Origin of the sequence: Hymenobacter ruricola (assembly GCF_015694525.1) — a bacterium.
Lineage (GTDB): Bacteria > Bacteroidota > Bacteroidia > Cytophagales > Hymenobacteraceae > Hymenobacter > Hymenobacter ruricola.
Genome location: NZ_JADQDM010000009.1, coordinates 55,253 through 71,887 on the forward strand (window position 1 = coordinate 55,253; position 16,635 = coordinate 71,887).

20 protein-coding genes and 1 pseudogene are annotated in these 16,635 nt (G+C 63.8%); 16 read left to right on the plus strand and 5 right to left on the minus strand.

The genetic code is table 11. The annotated features are described in order from the left end of the window. Positions 1 to 47: 47 nt before the first annotated feature. Entirely contained in the window at positions 48 to 929 is an 882-nt protein-coding gene (gene sucD / locus I2H31_RS16660) for a succinate--CoA ligase subunit alpha (protein ID WP_196294179.1), read from the minus strand. Positions 930 to 1,249: 320 nt separating this feature from the next. Between sucD and I2H31_RS16665 the strand changes: the two are divergent. Together I2H31_RS16665 and I2H31_RS16670 are read left to right on the plus strand one after the other, a co-directional pair. Beyond that, positions 1,250 to 2,224, plus strand: a pseudogene (locus I2H31_RS16665) (PLP-dependent cysteine synthase family protein); the annotation flags it as partial. Between the two features lie 73 nt (positions 2,225 to 2,297). Then, a complete protein-coding gene (locus I2H31_RS16670; protein WP_196294181.1) occupies positions 2,298 to 2,708 on the plus strand; it encodes a response regulator in 411 nt (136 codons plus the stop codon). A 50-nt stretch (positions 2,709 to 2,758) separates the two neighbouring features. On the opposite strand, the gene I2H31_RS16675 is transcribed toward I2H31_RS16670, so the two are convergent. Continuing rightward, positions 2,759 to 3,259, minus strand: coding sequence for a hypothetical protein (locus I2H31_RS16675; protein WP_196294182.1), 501 nt, complete (start codon positions 3,257 to 3,259; stop codon positions 2,759 to 2,761). Positions 3,260 to 3,362: 103 nt separating this feature from the next. Further along, the gene (gene ade / locus I2H31_RS16680; RefSeq protein ID WP_196294183.1) at positions 3,363 to 5,021 is read right to left on the minus strand and encodes an adenine deaminase; all 1,659 of its coding nucleotides are present in this window, start codon (positions 5,019 to 5,021) and stop codon (positions 3,363 to 3,365) included. 74 nt (positions 5,022 to 5,095) lie between these two features. Here ade and I2H31_RS16685 point away from each other — a divergent pair, with 74 nt between their 5' ends. The 4 genes from I2H31_RS16685 (at position 5,096) to I2H31_RS16700 (ending at position 7,483) form a co-directional block, all read left to right on the plus strand. After that, positions 5,096 to 5,257, plus strand: coding sequence for a hypothetical protein (locus I2H31_RS16685; protein ID WP_196294184.1), 162 nt, complete (start codon positions 5,096 to 5,098; stop codon positions 5,255 to 5,257). A 15-nt stretch (positions 5,258 to 5,272) separates the two neighbouring features. Further along, the gene (locus I2H31_RS16690; RefSeq protein ID WP_196294185.1) at positions 5,273 to 5,677 is read left to right on the plus strand and encodes a hypothetical protein; all 405 of its coding nucleotides are present in this window, start codon (positions 5,273 to 5,275) and stop codon (positions 5,675 to 5,677) included. Positions 5,678 to 5,708: 31 nt separating this feature from the next. Further along, a complete protein-coding gene (gene cmk / locus I2H31_RS16695; protein WP_196294186.1) occupies positions 5,709 to 6,401 on the plus strand; it encodes a (d)CMP kinase in 693 nt (230 codons plus the stop codon). 200 nt (positions 6,402 to 6,601) lie between these two features. Then, complete coding sequence (locus tag I2H31_RS16700) at positions 6,602 to 7,483, plus strand: 4-hydroxy-3-methylbut-2-enyl diphosphate reductase (RefSeq protein ID WP_196294187.1); 882 nt, start codon at positions 6,602 to 6,604, stop codon at positions 7,481 to 7,483. Between the two features lie 59 nt (positions 7,484 to 7,542). Here the strand turns inward: I2H31_RS16700 and I2H31_RS16705 are convergent, their stop codons facing one another. Continuing rightward, positions 7,543 to 8,076, minus strand: a complete 534-nt coding sequence (locus I2H31_RS16705; RefSeq protein ID WP_196294188.1) for an O-acetyl-ADP-ribose deacetylase — start codon at positions 8,074 to 8,076, stop codon at positions 7,543 to 7,545. Between the two features lie 180 nt (positions 8,077 to 8,256). Here I2H31_RS16705 and I2H31_RS16710 point away from each other — a divergent pair, with 180 nt between their 5' ends. From I2H31_RS16710 to I2H31_RS16755, 10 genes are all read left to right on the plus strand, one after another. Further along, positions 8,257 to 8,562, plus strand: a complete 306-nt coding sequence (locus I2H31_RS16710; protein WP_196294189.1) for a 2TM domain-containing protein — start codon at positions 8,257 to 8,259, stop codon at positions 8,560 to 8,562. A 310-nt stretch (positions 8,563 to 8,872) separates the two neighbouring features. Then, positions 8,873 to 9,355: an ATP-dependent zinc protease family protein gene (locus tag I2H31_RS16715; protein ID WP_196294190.1), complete on the plus strand. Its 483-nt coding sequence runs from the start codon at positions 8,873 to 8,875 to the stop codon at positions 9,353 to 9,355. Positions 9,356 to 9,540: 185 nt separating this feature from the next. Beyond that, positions 9,541 to 10,494, plus strand: coding sequence for a 30S ribosomal protein S6--L-glutamate ligase (gene rimK, locus I2H31_RS16720; RefSeq protein ID WP_196294191.1), 954 nt, complete (start codon positions 9,541 to 9,543; stop codon positions 10,492 to 10,494). Between the two features lie 181 nt (positions 10,495 to 10,675). Further along, on the plus strand, positions 10,676 to 11,635 hold the full coding sequence (locus tag I2H31_RS16725; protein ID WP_196294192.1) for a succinylglutamate desuccinylase/aspartoacylase family protein: 960 nt from the start codon (positions 10,676 to 10,678) through the stop codon (positions 11,633 to 11,635). A gap of 251 nt (positions 11,636 to 11,886) precedes the next feature. After that, on the plus strand, positions 11,887 to 12,600 hold the full coding sequence (locus tag I2H31_RS16730) for an OmpH family outer membrane protein (protein ID WP_196294193.1): 714 nt from the start codon (positions 11,887 to 11,889) through the stop codon (positions 12,598 to 12,600). A 150-nt stretch (positions 12,601 to 12,750) separates the two neighbouring features. Further along, on the plus strand, positions 12,751 to 13,029 hold the full coding sequence (locus tag I2H31_RS16735; protein WP_196294194.1) for a hypothetical protein: 279 nt from the start codon (positions 12,751 to 12,753) through the stop codon (positions 13,027 to 13,029). A 123-nt stretch (positions 13,030 to 13,152) separates the two neighbouring features. Continuing rightward, positions 13,153 to 13,509 carry a hypothetical protein gene (locus tag I2H31_RS16740; protein ID WP_196294195.1) on the plus strand — a complete coding sequence of 119 codons (357 nt, stop codon included), beginning with the start codon at positions 13,153 to 13,155 and terminating at the stop codon, positions 13,507 to 13,509. Positions 13,510 to 13,712: 203 nt separating this feature from the next. Beyond that, positions 13,713 to 14,315 carry a hypothetical protein gene (locus tag I2H31_RS16745; protein WP_196294196.1) on the plus strand — a complete coding sequence of 201 codons (603 nt, stop codon included), beginning with the start codon at positions 13,713 to 13,715 and terminating at the stop codon, positions 14,313 to 14,315. Between the two features lie 22 nt (positions 14,316 to 14,337). Then, positions 14,338 to 14,715, plus strand: coding sequence for a cupin domain-containing protein (locus I2H31_RS16750; protein ID WP_196294197.1), 378 nt, complete (start codon positions 14,338 to 14,340; stop codon positions 14,713 to 14,715). Positions 14,716 to 14,770: 55 nt separating this feature from the next. Continuing rightward, positions 14,771 to 16,126 carry a sigma-54-dependent transcriptional regulator gene (locus I2H31_RS16755; RefSeq protein WP_196294198.1) on the plus strand — a complete coding sequence of 452 codons (1,356 nt, stop codon included), beginning with the start codon at positions 14,771 to 14,773 and terminating at the stop codon, positions 16,124 to 16,126. 79 nt (positions 16,127 to 16,205) lie between these two features. Here the strand turns inward: I2H31_RS16755 and I2H31_RS16760 are convergent, their stop codons facing one another. Then, positions 16,206 to 16,517 carry a hypothetical protein gene (locus tag I2H31_RS16760; protein WP_196294199.1) on the minus strand — a complete coding sequence of 104 codons (312 nt, stop codon included), beginning with the start codon at positions 16,515 to 16,517 and terminating at the stop codon, positions 16,206 to 16,208. Positions 16,518 to 16,635: the final 118 nt, after the last annotated feature.

Consider the following 16,635-nt stretch of genomic DNA (forward strand, 5'->3'; position numbering starts at 1 on the left):
GGGCTTTTTGTGAGAAGCTTCTCGGCTTGCCTGGTCGCTGAACGCAACTACTTGTTGCCCAGCACGCGCAGCATGGTGTCGCCAATCTCGGCCGGCGAATCCACGACGTGGATGCCGCACTCGCGCATGATGGCCATTTTGGCCGCGGCCGTGTCGTCGGCACCGCCCACGATGGCGCCGGCGTGGCCCATGCGGCGGCCGGGAGGCGCCGTTTGGCCGGCGATGAAGCCCACCACGGGCTTCTTGTTGCCGGTTTCTTTAATCCAACGCGCGGCTTCGGCTTCCATGCCGCCGCCGATTTCGCCAATCATCACGATGCCTTCGGTTTCGGGGTCGTTCATGAGCAGTTCCACCGCTTGCTTGGTGGTGGTGCCGATGATGGGGTCGCCGCCGATGCCGATGGCCGTGGTCTGTCCCAGGCCGGCCTTGGTGAGTTGGTCCACGGCTTCGTAGGTCAGGGTGCCCGACTTGCTCACGATGCCGATTTTGCCTTTCTGGAAGATGAAGCCGGGCATGATGCCCACTTTGCACTCGCCGGCGGTCATCACGCCGGGGCAGTTCGGGCCAATCATCGTGATGCCCTCGCGGTCCTTGAGGTAGTGCTTCACGGCAATCATGTCCTTGGTCGGGATGCCTTCGGTGATGGTGATAATCACCTTGATGCCGGCGTCGGCGGCTTCCATGATGGCGTCGGCGGCGAAGGCCGGGGGCACGAAGATGATGCTGGTGTCAGCGCCAGCCTTCTCCACGGCTTCGGCCACGGTGTTGAACACGGGCCGGCCCAGGTGTTCGGAGCCGCCTTTGCCGGGCGTGACGCCGCCCACCACGTTGGTGCCGTAGTCCATCATCTGCTGGGCGTGGAACGAACCCTCGGAGCCGGTGAAGCCCTGCACGATAACCTTGGAATTTTTATTGACCAGAACGCTCATTCGGAGGTGTTTTTGGGAAATTTGATGGGGTGGGAAGGGTGGCCCGGACGGGCAACGGTGGTGCAAAAGTAGGGCTTTTTGAGGCTAGGGCAAGGCGCTTAGCGTAATAACCAAACGCCTGTCATCCTGAGCGCAGCGAAGGACCTTTTCACGTTGGCACTTATTCAACGATGGCAAAGGAGCAAGCGTGAAAAGGTCCTTCGCTGCGCTCAGGATGACAGGCGGTGCGCTACTACAACCAACCCAACCAACCGCGCCCCGACGCCGAAGTTCTTACCTTTGCCCCCTCACCCAAACCCATCCCCACCCAGCCACTTTCAATGTATTTCAACCACGTCATCGAGGCCGTTGGCCACACTCCACTCGTCAAGCTCAACAGCGTCACCAAGGGCATCAAAGGCACGGTGCTGGCCAAGGTGGAGTACTTCAACCCCGGCAACTCGGTGAAAGACCGCATGGCCATCCGCATGATTGAGGACGCCGAAAAGGCCGGCATCCTCCAGCCGGGCGGCACCATCATCGAAGGCACCAGCGGCAACACCGGCATGGGCCTGGCCCTGGCCGCCATCGCCAAAGGCTACCACACCATCTTCGTGATGAGCGACAAGCAGAGCAAGGAAAAGCAGGACATTCTGCGCGCCGTGGGTGCCCAGGTGGTGGTGTGCCCCGTCGACGTGGCCCCCGAAGACCCGCGCAGCTACTACTCGGTGGCCAAGCGCCTGAGCCAGGAAACGCCCAACTCGTTCTACCCGAACCAGTACGACAACCTCTCGAACACCGCCGCGCACTACGACCACACCGGCCCGGAAATCTGGAACGGCACCGACGGCAAAATCACGCACTGGGCCGCCGGCGTGGGCACGGGCGGCACCATCTGCGGCGTGAGCCAGTACCTGAAGGAGCAGAATCCCAACATTTTCACCCTGGGCCTCGACACCTACGGCTCGGTGTTCAAGAAGTACAAGGAAACGGGGATTTTCGACGAAAACGAAATTTACCCCTACAAAACCGAAGGCATCGGTGAAGACATTTTGCCCAAAAACGTCAACTTTGACGTCATCGACCAGTTCATCAAAGTCGCCGACCAGGACGCGGCCCTCATGACGCGCCGCCTGGCCAAGGAAGAAGGCCTGTTTGTGGGCTGGAGCTGCGGCTCGGCCGTGCACGGCGCGTTGGAGTACGCCCGCGAACACCTCGAAGAGGAGGACACAATGGTGATTTTATTGCCCGACCACGGCACGCGCTACCTCGGCAAGATTTACAACGACGACTGGATGCGCGCCCAGGGCTGGCTATAAATAAGCTGAACCATTGCCGGGGTAGTTTCGGTTCGGTATCTTCGTGGAAGCTACGATTAACGCTTTATCCATGTCTGCTAATTTGAACCACATTGTACTCGTTGACGACAACGAAACGACCAGCTTTCTCAACAACCGTTTGCTGGGCCGCTTAGCCGTGGCCGACCACGTGAGCACGTTTTCGCGGGCCGACGAAGCCTTCGAGCAGCTGTGGGGCAACGCCAAAGGCGGCAGCGCCGCCCCCGCGCCCGACCTGGTGTTTGTGGACCTGAAAATGCCCGGCGTGTCCGGCTTCGAGTTTCTGGAGCTCTACAACGCCCTGCCCCAGCCCGTGCAGGACAAAACGGTGATGGCCGTGCTCACCACCTCCATGCACGGCGCCGACACCGCCCGCGTGGCCAAGTACCCCAACGTGGAGTACCTCACCAAGCCCCTCACCGAAGAAAAGATGCTTAAGCTGCTCGAAAAACGGTTTCAGTAATCTGCGTTTTGTTGCAATAAAAAGCCCCGACTCCAACGAGCCGGGGCTTTTTATTTGCCTTTTACCTTGTCAATGATGTCCTGAAAAATGCCCGTCTTTTTCTGCTTCAGGATGATGTAGCGCACCGAGAAAGCCGTAGGGAAGCGGTTCCAGTCGGCGGAGTTGAATTCAATGGTGGGCTTGAAGTCGAAGGCGAGCACAACGCGCCCAAACGGCAGCTTGTACTCGGCCCCAATGATGCCGTCGAAGCCCCAGAAATTGCCGTCGTCCTTGTGCGTGCCGAAGTGCCCGCCGCCGCCCAGATAGTAGTTCAGGCTGGGCCCGAGGATGCCGAAATGCCGCTCGGCCAGCACCGTGGCGCTGCGCTCGCGCGGGGCCAGCATGCCGAGGCCTTCCACGGTGGCTTTGGGCAGAAACACCTGCTGCACGGTGAGGCCGTAGCTGCCCCCGCCGCTGCGCAGGCCGGCGGCGGTGCGGTATTTCTGGGCCGAAGCCGGCGCGGTGGCCAGCAGCGCCAGGCCAACCGAAAGCAAAAGAAGCAGGTGTTTCATAGCAGGGTGCGGGGCTTGCCCCCGTCCGCCGTTAGAACGTCACTTAACCGAAACCGTTCTGCTGGCGGGCGGGGGCGAGCCCCGCACCCTACAACACAACAGGCTATTCCACCGCGTCCACGAACGCGAATTGCTGCCCGTCGAACAAGCCTTTGTCGCTCAGCTTGAGGCTGGGAATGACCAGCAGCGCCATGAACGAAAGCGTCATGAACGGCGCGCCCAGCGGCGAACCCAATTCCTTCGCCAGCGCATCGACGGCGGCGTAGGCGGCGGCCACCTCGGTCCCGGGCTGGTCCGACATGAGGCCGGCCACGGGCAGCGGCACCAGGATTTCGCGGCCGTCGGCGCCCACGGCGGCCAGGCCACCTTTGGCCTGAATGACCAGGTTCACGGCGCGAGCCAAGCTTTCGTCGTCGCAGCCCACGGCGGTGATGTTGTGCGAGTCGTGCCCCACGCTGCTGGCCAGCGCGCCGTGCTGCAGCCCAAAGCCGTGAATGAAGGCCACGGCCGGCTTCGCGTGGGGCTGGTAGCGGTTGACGACGGCCAGCTTGAGCACATCCTGCCCCAGGTTGGGCACCACGAGGCCGTTGGCTACCGTGGCCGGCACGTCGACGCGCGCCGTGATGAGCTGCCCGTCGAAGCACTCGATGACGCGCAGCACCGGTTGCTCCGAAGCAGGCGCGGGCACCTGAAAATCGGTGGCCGCCACGGGCCTGGCGTGGAAATTGTTGACCACCGCAATGGGTGCGGCCGGCAGCAGCGACTGGCCGTTTTCGGCCACCAGTTCGCCGTTCAGGTAGGTTTGCAGCACTTCGAAGTTCTGCAAGTCTTTCACCACGATGAAGTCGGCGGGGTCGCCTTCGGCCAGCAGGCCCACGGGCAGGTTGTAGTGCTTCACGGGGTTGATGCAGGCCACGCGCAGGACGTGGAACAGGTCGTTGCCGAGGGCCACGGCGCGCTGCACCAACTGGTTGATGTGGCCCAGCACCAGCGTATCGGGGTGCTTGTCGTCGGAGCAGAACATGAGGTTGGCGTAGTGCTCGGGCAGCAGGCCGATGAGGGCATCGAAGTTGCGCGCCGCCGAGCCTTCCCGGATGAGCACTTTCATGCCCACGGCCAGCTTGTCGAGGGCTTCTTCGGCCGTGAAGCACTCGTGGTCGGTGCTGATGCCGGCGCTGGCGTAGTGGGCCGCGTCGGTGGCGCGCAGGCCGGGGGCATGGCCGTCCACGGGCCGGCCGGCGGCTTGCGCAATGGCAATTTTGGCCATCACGTCGGCGTCGCGGTGCAGCACGCCGGGCCAGTTCATCATCTCGGCCAGGTAGCCGATTTTGGGGTTCTCGAACAGCTTGGCGATGTCCTGGGCCGTAATTTCGGCGCCGGCGGTTTCAAACGGCGTGGCCGGCACGCAGCTGGGCGCGCCGAAGCAGAACTTGAACGGCGAATGCGCGGCGTTTTCGAGCATGAATTCCACGCCGGCCACGCCCAGCACGTTGCCGATTTCGTGGGGGTCGCTCACGGTGGCCACCGTGCCGTGCGTCACGGCCAGGCGGGCAAACTCGGTGGGCACCAGTAGGGAGCTTTCCACGTGCACGTGGGCGTCCACGAAGCCGGGCAGCAGGTAGGGGAGGGCCGGGTCGGGCGTGGCCTCGTCGGTGGGGGCGATGCCGACGATGCGACCGCCTTCGACGGAAACAATGGCGGGCTGAATGGAACGGGCGAAAACGTCGACGACGTTGGCGGTGAGCGAAAACGAGGAAGTCATGCGTTGGGCGAAAAAGCGGCGGGCCACCGGGTGGGTTCGCAAAGAAGCTTAACTTTGAGTAAAATGAAGGCGCTATGAAAAAATCCTCGTCGTGGCTGTGGCTGCTTGCGGTGGTGCTCGTGCTGGGCGGCAGCTTGTTGGGCGGGTGCGCGGCGCGCACCCCGCAGCAGAAAAAAACCAGCTGGTACAAGCACCACAGCGGCGGCAAGAGCGTGCCGTGCCCCTGCGGCCACTAGCCATTCACCCAAACTATGCCCGATACCAACCCCACGCCCCTCGAATCCATTGAACTGGCCGCCGAACAGGTCCGGCAGCAGCTCAAGCTAAAGGCCTTCGATGCCGAAGGTGTGGCGCACCTGGCCAACTTTATTGAGGCCCAGCGGGGCATCCTGCCGGCCGCTGAGCGCGAGGGCGTGGTGCTGGCGCTGGGCTGCTTTCTGGGGCAGTGCCTGGTGCAGGTGTACCGCGGCGAATGGGGCACCGGCAAGGACGGCAGCACCGGCGTGGGCCTGGCCGGCAGATTTTTTTTTAACCCCTTCCATTTGGTCAATGCGCAACTGAATGAGGGAGAAAGCGCGTCGGTAGCGGCCTTCTTTGCCTCGGTGCCGGGCCGGTTGAAGGCGCCTCCCGCCGCGCGTAAGGGCTGGATTTCGTAATCTTGCGGGGCCAATGGCCGCCCGCGTCGTTATGAAACAACTCGTTATCGCCATTGACGGCTACTCCTCGTGCGGCAAAAGCACCACCGCCAAGGCCGTGGCTGCATTGCTCCACTACGCCTACGTCGACACCGGCGCCATGTACCGCGCCGTGACGCTGTACCTGCTGGAAAACCACATCACCTTCGACGATTTGGCCGGCATCGAAAAGGCGCTGCATGACATCCACATCAGCTTCCGCCGCAACCGCCGCACCGGTCGCAACGAGCTGTTTCTGAACGGGGTGAACCGTGAGGACGACATCCGCCAGATGCGCATCTCCAACTCGGTGAGCGAGGTTTCCGTCATTCCGATGGTGCGGCACGCCATGGTGGCCCAGCAGCAGCAGATGGGCCGCAAGCGCGGCGTGGTGATGGACGGCCGCGACATCGGCACCACCGTTTTCCCCGACGCGGAGGTCAAGATTTTCATGACCGCCGACGTGGAGCTGCGCGCCCGGCGCCGCCAGGAAGAACTGGCCGCGAAAGGCGAAATCGTGCCCCTGGAAGACATCATCGAGAACCTGCGCAAGCGCGACCACCTCGACTCAACCCGCGCCGAAAGCCCCCTGCGCCGCGCCCCCGACGCCGTGCTGCTCGACACCACGCACATCACCATCACCGAGCAGGTCGATTTCGTGCTCGACCGGGCGTCGTCGGCGCTGTTTGCGGCGGGCTGGGATTGAGGGGGCTGGGTTGCGCCACATCATCCGCCCGTTATGTCGAGCTTGTCGAGACATCTCGCGTGGGGCAATTAATTAGTTTTTGCACGCGAGATGTCTCGACAAGCTCGACATGACGGGCGAATTTATGGGAGTGCCCCGCCGCCTTGCCGTACCTTTGCCCCGGCGAACCCCTCGCCGCCGCGTGGTGTTAAACTCACAGCATGAAGGTCACGATTGATAAAAATTCCGGCTACTGCTTTGGCGTTGAATTCGCCATTCAAATGGCCGAAGACGAGCTGGCCCACGGCCACAGCCTTTACTGTCTGGGTGATATCGTGCACAACCGCATGGAAGTGGAGCGCCTGCACCAACTGGGCCTGCGCATCATCGACCGCGAGCAGCTGGCCGAGCTGCACGACACCAAAGTCCTCATCCGGGCCCACGGCGAGCCGCCGGAAACCTATCAGCTGGCCCTGCAAAACAACCTGGAGCTGATTGACGCCAGCTGCCCGGTGGTGCTCAAGCTGCAAAACCGCGTGAAGCACGCCTTCGACCTGAGCCAGCGCCAGGACGGCCAAATTGTGATTTACGGCCAGCCCGGGCACGCCGAAGTGGCCGGCCTCACCGGCCAGACCGGCAACCGCGCCATCATCGTGATGAACGAGGCCGACCTCGACCAGATTGACTTTGCCCGCCCCGTCACGCTCTTTAGCCAAACCACCAAAAGCACGGCCGGCTTCTACAAAATGAAGGCCTTAATGGAGGCCCGCATTGCCGCGGCCGGCGGGCAGCTCGACAGCTTTGACGCCAACGACAGCATCTGCCGGCAGGTGAGCAACCGTGAGCCCGCCCTGGCCAAATTCGCCGCCGAGCACGACGTGGTGCTCTTCGTGAGCGGCCGCAAAAGCTCCAACGGCAAGGCCCTGTTTTCGGTGGTGAATGCGGTGAACCCGCGCAGCTACTTCATCGAAAACGAAACCGAGCTGGACGAGGAATGGCTGGCCGGTGCGCAGTCGGTGGGCATTTGCGGGGCTACCAGCACGCCGCTGTGGCTCATGCAGCAAGTGGCCGAGCGCGTGGAAGGCGTGGGCGAGCTCGCCTAAGGTTTAACGCAGCGTTTTTGTGGCCCGTCAGGTTCCGCTTGACGGGCTTTTTTGTGCGCTCAGCCCAATAACTCCTGTTCGTATAGCCGCCGGCTTTCCTCATCGAAAGCCACCAATACTACCAGCTTGGGAAACTCATTTTCCGCCAGCCATTGCCGCACTTCGCGCACGGCAATGGCCGCGGCTTGCGGCTTGGGGTAGCCGTAAATGCCGGTGCTGATGCCGGGAAAGGCCACGCTCTCCAACCGGCCGGCGGTGGCCAGGCGCAGGCTATTGCGGTAGCAGCTGGCCAACAGCTCCGGCTCGCCCTTGTGGCCGCCGTTCCAGACCGGGCCCACCGTGTGGATGACGTGCGCGGCCGGCAGGTGCCCGCCGGTGGTGATGACGGCCTCGCCGGTTTTGCAGCCGCCCTGGCGGGCGCGTATTTGGCGGCATTCGTCCAGGACTTGCGGGCCGCCCGCGCGGTGGATGGCCCCGTCGACCCCGCCACCGCCGAGCAGGCTGGAATTGGCGGCGTTGACGATGGCCGCCACGGGCTGGCGCGTGATGTCGCCCCGCACGATTTGGATACGACCGGAAAGGGGAGAAGCCATGCGAATGAGCAGCGGGTTGTAATGCCCCGCGAAGATGCGCGATTTAGTCCGTACGCTTCGGCAGCCCCAATTGCTGCTCCAGCCACGGGCTTCGACGCTTCGGCAACGGAAAGTGGCGAAGCCTGCCGGCAAAGGGCCATATTTGACCATCGATTTCAATCACCCTCAACCCCCAAGCTCATGGAAACCCTGCAACGCGACCCCTATCTGTGGCAAAAAGCCAAAGCCCGGGCCAAGTTTCAATCGCACCTCGTGGTGTACCTCGTGGTGAACGCCGGCCTCTGGGTGGTGTGGGCCCTGACCGAACGCCACTACTCCGGCGACATTCCCTGGCCCCTCTGGTCCACGGCTTTCTGGGGCTTTGGGCTGGTGATGCGCGGCCTCGCGGCCTACGGCGGCTTCAGCCACGAGCAGCGCACCCAGCGCGAATACGAGCGCCTGATGCGCGAGCAGGGCGCCCCCGACCCCCTGGATAAGTACCGCTAAGCGGTTTAGTGGCCGATAATTGTACCTTTCTTCTGCAAACTAGGATGGAAACCGTTCCGGCCGAGTCCGGAGGGCTTGGAATTCGAATTTTAGGTGCTCCGGTCGCGGCCGGACTGCTTAACATTCGAATTGCAAGCCCTCCGGACTCGGCCGGAACGGTTTCAACGGCTGTTGGGAGCCCTCCGGACCAGTCCGGAGGGCTTGCAACTCGGATTATAGCCGCCCCGGTCCTGGCCGTGCCCCTTCGCACGGCGTGGGGAAGCCGGCCGGCCCAGCCCAACATGCGGCCGTTGGGCCTATCTTCACCGCCATGAACCGCCCTCGCCCTCCCAAGCGCCTGCTCGGCCGCCGCGAGCTCATCGACTTCCCCGGCTTCGCCCTCGGCGGCGTGGAGGCCAAGGTGGACACCGGCGCCTACACCAGCGCCATTCACTGCACCGACATTCACACCGAAACCGATGCCCAGCAGCGCCCGGTGCTGGTGGTGCGCCTGCTCGACCCCGACCACGCCGACGCCAACGGCCGCCCCCTGACCTTCGACCGTTTCGACCTGCGCGACATCCGCTCCTCCAACGGCGAGGTGCAGGAACGCTACGTCATCCGGGCCGTGGTGCAGCTCTACGGCGAAGATTTTGAAGCCGAATTTTCGCTCTCCGACCGCTCCGACATGAAGTACCCCGTGCTGCTGGGCCGCAGCCTGTTGCGGCAGGGCCGCTTCGTGGTGGACGTGGCCAAGCGCAACCTTTCCTACAAAGCGCTGGCCCACGCCCGGGCCCGCCGCGCCCGGCCCTGACTAGTTTTGCGCAATCAGAACGTCATGCAACAGCCCGTCATGCCGAGCGCAGCGAAGCATCTTTACCGCAGTAGCAAACCAATTACTTGCGCGGTAAAGATGCTTCGCTGCGCTCGGCATGACGTTCTTTATTGCCCGGTGAATCCCTCCGTCCGCTTCTCCACCACCCCCGCCAATCCACCACAATGAAACTGGCCATTCTCTCGCGTGAGCCCAAATCCTACTCCACTCAACGGCTGGTGGAGGCCGCCCTTGCGCGGGGCCACGACGCCGTGGTCATCGACCATTTGCAGTGCAACATCGTGCTGGAAAAAGGCAAGCCCGGCATCATTTACCAGGGCGCGCGGCTCGATGGGTTCGACGCCATCATTCCGCGCATCGGGGCCTCGGTCACGTTCTACGGCACGGCCGTGGTGCGGCAGTTTGAGATGATGAAGGTGCGCACCGCCATCGACAGCCAAGCCATCGTGCGCTCGCGCGACAAGCTGCGCTCGATGCAGATTCTGAGCCGCGCCGGCGTGGGCATGCCCAAAACGGCCTTCACCAACTTCTCGGCCGACGTGCCGGCCATGATTGAGCAAGTGGGCGGCGCCCCGGTCATCATCAAGCTTCTGGAAGGCACCCAGGGCCTGGGCGTGGTGCTGGCCGAGTCGGCCAAAGCCGCCCAATCCGTCATCGAAGCCTTCCACAACCTCAAGGCCCGCATCATCGTGCAGGAGTTCATCGCCGAAAGCAAGGGCGCCGACCTGCGCGCCTTCGTGGTGGACGGCGAAGTGGTGGGCGCCATGAAGCGTCAGGGCAAAGAGGGCGAGTTTCGCTCCAACCTGCACCGCGGCGGCTCGGGCACCCTCGTCAAGCTCACCCGCGCCGAAAAGGCCGCCGCCCTATTGGCCACCAAAGCCCTGGGCCTGGGCATCGCGGGCGTCGACATGCTGCAAAGCAAGCGCGGCCCGCTGGTGCTCGAAGTGAATTCCTCGCCCGGCCTGGAGGGCATCGAGAAAGCCACCAAGCAGGACATTGCCGGCCGCATCATCGAGTACAGCACCACGCTGGCGGCGAAGAAAAAAACCAAAGCCAAGCCCAAAAAAGGCGCCGGCCAGGCCGTGGATGCGCAATCGGACGTGCCCAGCGGAAAGTAAGGAATGACTAGTAGCCGCAAGGCCGTCATTCTATTCGGAACGTCATGCAGAGCGTAGCGAAGCATCTCGCCTGCTTTCACTAATTCTGATGATTGAATTAGTTGTGGCACGCAAGATGCTTCGCTGCGTTCTGCATGACGTTCTTTCTGTTCTGTTGCCTTCCTGATAGCAATTCCTGCCCATGCCCAACCCCGCCGCCCCGTTTCACCTCAACGGCCTTGCCATTGCTCCCGGCGAGCAGGTGCTCACGCGCCTGGTGATTTCGCGGCTGCCCTCGGGCACGGTGATTGACGTGCCGGTGCACGTGTTCCGAGCCCTGGAGCCGGGCCCCACGCTGCTGCTCATGGGCGGCATGCACGGCGACGAGGTGAACGGCATCGAAACCATCCGGCGGCTGGTGCGGCGCGAGCTGCTGCGGCCGCTGCGGGGCAGCATCATCGCCATTCCCATCCTCAACATCTACGGTTTCCTGAATTTCAGCCGCGACGTGCCCGACGGCAAGGACGTGAACCGCTCGTTTCCGGGGTTTCCGCGCGGGTCGCTGGCCGGGCGCGTGGCGCACCGCTTCATGCGCGAAATCATGCCCCTGATTGACTACGGCATTGATTTCCACACCGGCGGGGCCGCCCGGGCCAACTACCCGCAGGTGCGCGGCCTGCTGGGCGTCGACCCCGAAATAGACGCCCTGGCGGCGGCGTTTTCGGCGCCCTTCACGCTGCACGCGGCCCTGCGGGCGGGCTCGCTGCGCGAGGCGGCGCACGGGCTGGGCAAGCGCGTCATCGTGTACGAAACCGGCGAAAGCCTGCGCCTCGACGAGTCCGGCATTGAGGAGGCCGTGGCGGGCACCTTGCGCGTGATGCACCACCTGGGCCTGGCGGCCGAGGCCCCGGCGCCGGCGCGGCCCAGCATTGTGTGCCGGCGGCATACGTGGCTGCGGGCGCGCTTTGCGGGCGTGTTCCGCGCGCACGTCGAGAACGGGCATTTTGTGGAAAAAGGCCAGATTTACGGCTCCGTGGCCGACCCCTACGGGCAGCAGAGCGTGCGGCTGGAGTCGCCGTTGAGCGGCTACGTCATCGGGCTGAACCACATGCCCGTGGTGAACCAGGGCGACGCCCTGCTGCACATTGCCGTGCCGGAATAAGGGAGGCACTGCGCTTAATGCAGGAGGAATGAGGAATGAAGATTGGGGAAGGGAAGAGGGGGCAGCGCCGGCTGTCATCCGGAGCGCAGTGAAGGACCTTATCAAGCCCGAGCAAGTCGTTTAAATGGGAGAAGGTCCTTCGCTGCGCTCAGGACGACAGAAGGGCCCAATTCCCCAATCTTCATTCCTCCTTTCCTCATCAAGCGCAGCGTTGCGCCTTACTTTTGTTTTTTCCTCATCTGCGCATTTCAATGAAAAATCCCCTTCAGTTAACCATTAACATCGTGCTGGCCCTGGCCGTGGCCGGGTTGTACTTCCTGCATTTCAACCAAAAACCGGTGGCCCCCGCCATTGCCACCGACAAATCCACGGCCGTGCTGGCCTCGCCCGAGTTGAACACCGCCGACACCACGGCCGCCGCGGCCCCGGCCGAAGCCAATGCGCCCGTGGCCGAAACCACGCCGGAGGCCTCGGCCGCTCCCGCCTCGGCCGCCGCTGCCGGCAACGAAGGCAAAATCGTGTACGTCGAGTCGGGCAAGATGCTGGACGGCTACCAGGGCATGAAGGACGCCCGCCGCGCCTTTGAGGCCAAAGCCCGCGGCTGGGAAAACCAGAACCAGAAGCTGATTGCCAACTTCCGCGCCGCCGTGGAAGCCTACCAGAAGCAGGCGCCCACCCTCACCCCGGAGCAACGCGCCGCCACCGAGCAGAAGCTGCAGGCCCAGCAGCAGGAGTCGGGCCAGGCTCAGCAAAAAATTCAGGCCCAGGCCCAGGAAGAAGAAGCCAAGCTGACCCAAACCGTGCTCGAAAGCGTGAACAAGAAAGTGGAAGCCTACGGCAAAGCCCACGGCTACAAGCTCATCCTGATTGCGGCTCCCAGCGGCACCATCGCCTACGGCCAGAAGGACCTCGACATCACCACGCCGGTGCTGGCCTACCTGAACGCGGAATACCGCAAGAAATAGGCGCGGCGGCCCTTTCTTCACCGTTTGCTCAGGCTGGGAGGCCGTATTTAGCCGAAACCCGCCGAACGATTAAACCCGGCGGCGGTGTTTTCGTCTAAAGTTCGTAATTGTCCTCTCATCACTAACGGACGCGCTTCGGCGCGATGTATCATGCGGACCAAATCACTGATTCTCGCTTTCGGCCTGTGCCTGCTGTTGCTGAGCAGCCACGCGGCCAGTGCCCAGGTTTCCGTCAGAATTGGCGGCGGGTATTATCCACGGGCCTATTATGGGCCGCGCTATTATTACCCGCCCCGCCCGGCCGTGGTGTATGCCGTGCCGCCGCCCCCCGTGTACTACGCCCCCGCGCCGGTGTATTATCCCCCGCGCCCGGTATATGTGGCGCCGCGGCCTTATTACCGCGGCCGCGGCTACGGCCGCCGCTGGTAAGTCTGGTTTAGCTTCGTTGCCCAAAGCCCCGCCCATTCCGGCGGGGCTTTTTGCTGCCCATGAGCCCCGGACGGCGGGCCGCGGCGCTGTGCGTAAGTTTAGCGCCCTGTTCCCGCCCGTTCCATGATTTCCGCTTTGAAAACGTCGCCACCGCCCGCTGGCCGGGTGCTGCCGCTGGTGGTGGCCGCGCAGTTTGCCTGCACTTCGCTCTGGTTTGCGGGCAATGCCGTGCTGCCGGGCTTGCTGCGCGAGGCCCACCTCACCGGCGCGGCGCTTGGGGCGGTGGTGTCGGCGGTGCAGCTGGGGTTCATCGTGGGCACGCTCGGCTTCGCGCTGCTCGCCCTGGCCGCCCGGGTGTTGCCGTCCAGGCTGTTTTGGTGGAGCGTGGTGGCCGGCAGCCTGGCCAACGCCGGCCTGCTGCTGCCCGGCCAAACCAATGCCACGCTGCTGGGTCTGCGGTTTGCGCCGGGTTTTTTTTAGCCGGCATCTACCCAGTGGGCCTGAAAATAGCCGTCGATTTATTACGACAACGGTCTGGACCGCGCGCTAGGCTACCTGCTGGGGCCGTTGCTGGGCCTGCTGGCCACGCGCCGGGCGGGCGCTGCGAAAGTGGGCTGATGCGCGGCATTTTGCTTAATCTTGCTTTCCCGAGCCAGTTGGTTGGCCGGGGCAAGCCTTTTTGCATGAAACGTTACACGTTGTTTTTAGGGGTTGCGCTGGCGGCAATGGCCGCGGGCTGCAACCAAACCGCCCCCGCTACCTCAGCTCCCACTGCGGCGCCCGAAGCAGCGGCCGCGTCCGTGGCGGCCGCTCAGGCCGATTCCGCCGTTGCCGCCACCGTAGCGCCGCCCGCCGATGCCGCGGCGGCAGCGCCTGCTGCCGCTCCCAAGCTGGCCGCAGCTCAGACCATCAAAGCCTCCTTCCGCTTTCAGCCCAGCCCCAACCCCGACGACCCCGCCCACCCGCGCACCAGCGCCCACCTCGTGCTGCAAGGCGGCAAGCCCCTGGACATTGACCTGGGAAAATTCGCGGGCAAGCCTGATGTGGTGGACGCTGCCAAGGCCAAAGCCGCCAACTTTCCGGCCGGCATGCTGATGGGCTTCCGCAGCTATTCGGCCGCCACCGGCACCAGCCAGGACCTGGCCGTGCTGAGCGTGGACGGCCACCGCCTGCGCATCGTGCAGCGCAAGGTGGAGGAAACCGCCTCCGAGCCCGGTACCTTCGAAACCGCCCGCGAAATCCCGCTGCCGGCCAACACCCAGGTGGTGGCCGCCGCGCAGAAGTGATTTTTAAGTAGTACGTTAGGGCATGGATAATGCTATACTGCTGGGCCCGCTGAAGGGCGCCACGCGCCGCGAAGTCGGCGGCGTGCAAGTCGACGTGGTGCCCACCGGCAATGCCCGGGTCAAGCGCATTGTGTACCCGGTGGGCTTCCGCTGGTCGAAAAACCTGAAGGACATCGTGGGCACGGCGCTGTGCACGCACGCGCACGTCGGCTTTCTGGCCAGCGGCCGCTTCACTATTCAGTACGCCGACGGCGCCATTGAGGAGTTTGTGGCGCCGCAGGCGGTGGCCATCGCGCCGGGCCACGACGGCTGGGTGGTGGGCGAAGAGCCGGCCATTCTCATTGAATTCGACTTCGAGGGCGAAACCGTGGAGCGCCTGGGCCTGGCCAGCCGGCATTAGCCAGGCGGGTGCATAGCCGGGCGCGTTACTTTGCGCTATCAACCTGCGCCCCACCATGCCCACCGGCACCATCCTGCTCATCGACGACGAAGCCATGCTGCGTCAGGCCGTGGCTCGCACCCTGGAGCTGGAAGGCTACACCGTGCGCCAGGCCCCCGATGCCATGCGCGGCCTCGAAACCCTGCGCGAGTACGCCACCGAAATTCTGGTGGTGCTGAGCGACGTGAAGCTGCCCGACGGGCGCGGCCTCGACCTGCTGCCTCGCTACAAAACCCTTGCGCCCCTGGCCGAAGTGGTGCTGATGACGGCGTACGGCACCATTGCCGACGGCGTGCGCGCCATGAAGGAAGGCGCGTTTGATTACCTCACCAAGGGCGATGCCGATGACCAATTGGTGGTAGTAGTGGAGCGCGCCGCCGAGAAAGCCCGCCTACAGCGCCGCGTGGCCGATTTGGAGAAGAAGGTCGGCGTGCAATACAGCTTCGACTCGATGATTGGGCACGCGCTGGCTTTGGAGCAAGCCAAGAAAACTGCTCAGCAAGTTGCTCTCACCGAGGCCACTGTGCTGCTGGAAGGGCCCACCGGCGCGGGCAAGGAGCTATTTGCCCAGGCCATTCACCAGGGCAGCCCGCGCCGGAGCAAGCCGTTTGTGGCCGTCAATTGCAGCGCCTTCCCGAAAGATTTACTCGAATCGGAGCTATTTGGGTACAAGAAAGGTGCCTTCACCGGAGCCATGACGGACAAGAAGGGCCAGTTTGAGGAAGCCAGCGGCGGCACCTTGTTTCTGGACGAGATTGGGGAGCTGGAAGCCGGCGCTCAGGCCAAGCTACTGCGCGCCCTCGAAACCCAGGAGTTCATCAAGCTCGGCGACAGCCGCCCCACCCGCGTGAACGTGCGCCTGGTGGCCGCTACCAACCGCAACCTGCGCCAGGAAGCCGATGCCGGCCACTTCCGGCCCGACCTATACTACCGCCTCTCGGTGGTGGTTATTCCGGTGCCGGCCCTGAGCGCGCGCCGGGCCGATGTGCCGGCGCTGGTGCAGTTCTTCGCCCAACAATTCGCTGTGAAGTTGCGGCAGCGTGCCCTCGTTATCAGCCCCGAGGCGCTGCGCGCACTGGAAAGCTACAATTGGCCCGGCAATGTGCGCGAGCTGAAGAACGTGCTGGAGCGCGCCTCCATTCTCACGCCGCCCAACCAACCGCTGGCCGTGGAAGACCTGCCCATCGAAATCCAGTTGGCCGCCGCGCCCGACAGCCCCATTTCCGACGACCCGCGCACCCTGCGCAACGTGGAGAAACAGCACGTACAGCGCATTTTGCTGGAATGCGGCGGCAACAAGGCCGAAGCGGCCCGCGTGCTGGGCGTGGCCCACACCACGCTCTACCGCAAAATTCAGGAATACGGGTTGTAGAGACGCATAATTGCGTCTCGTCGTCGAACAAAGCACCAGCACGATGTAGAGACGCGACCCTTCGCGTCTCTACATCGTGCTAGCGGCCTATGCCGTGCGGCGGCAGGTCGCCGTTGAACTCGCCGTTGCTGGTCCACAGGTCGAAGGCGGCCATGGAAAGCTGATGGGCCATGAATTCCCGGCAATTGTAGCCGCGCCATTCGAGGCAGAAGCGTAGGAATTCCGGCTCGGCCTGGCTGGCGGCGAAGCCGCGGGCCAGTACGCGGGCGCGGCGGGTGGGCGGCAGCGCATCCAGCCAGTCGTAAAAGTCGGTGGCGGTGAGGGTAAAATTGGCGGCCTGCTTATAGTAGGCTTTGGCCGCGTGGGTAATCTCGGCGAGTAAGTCGGGCATATTAAGGAATCGGGAAAAGGCTCTACCGAGCAGGGGAAGACCCTTTGCCGAATGCCAACGCGGGGCCAAGGCATCCTAAATGCCGTTGCCGCACTCTGGAGCGGCTTCCCGGCATTAC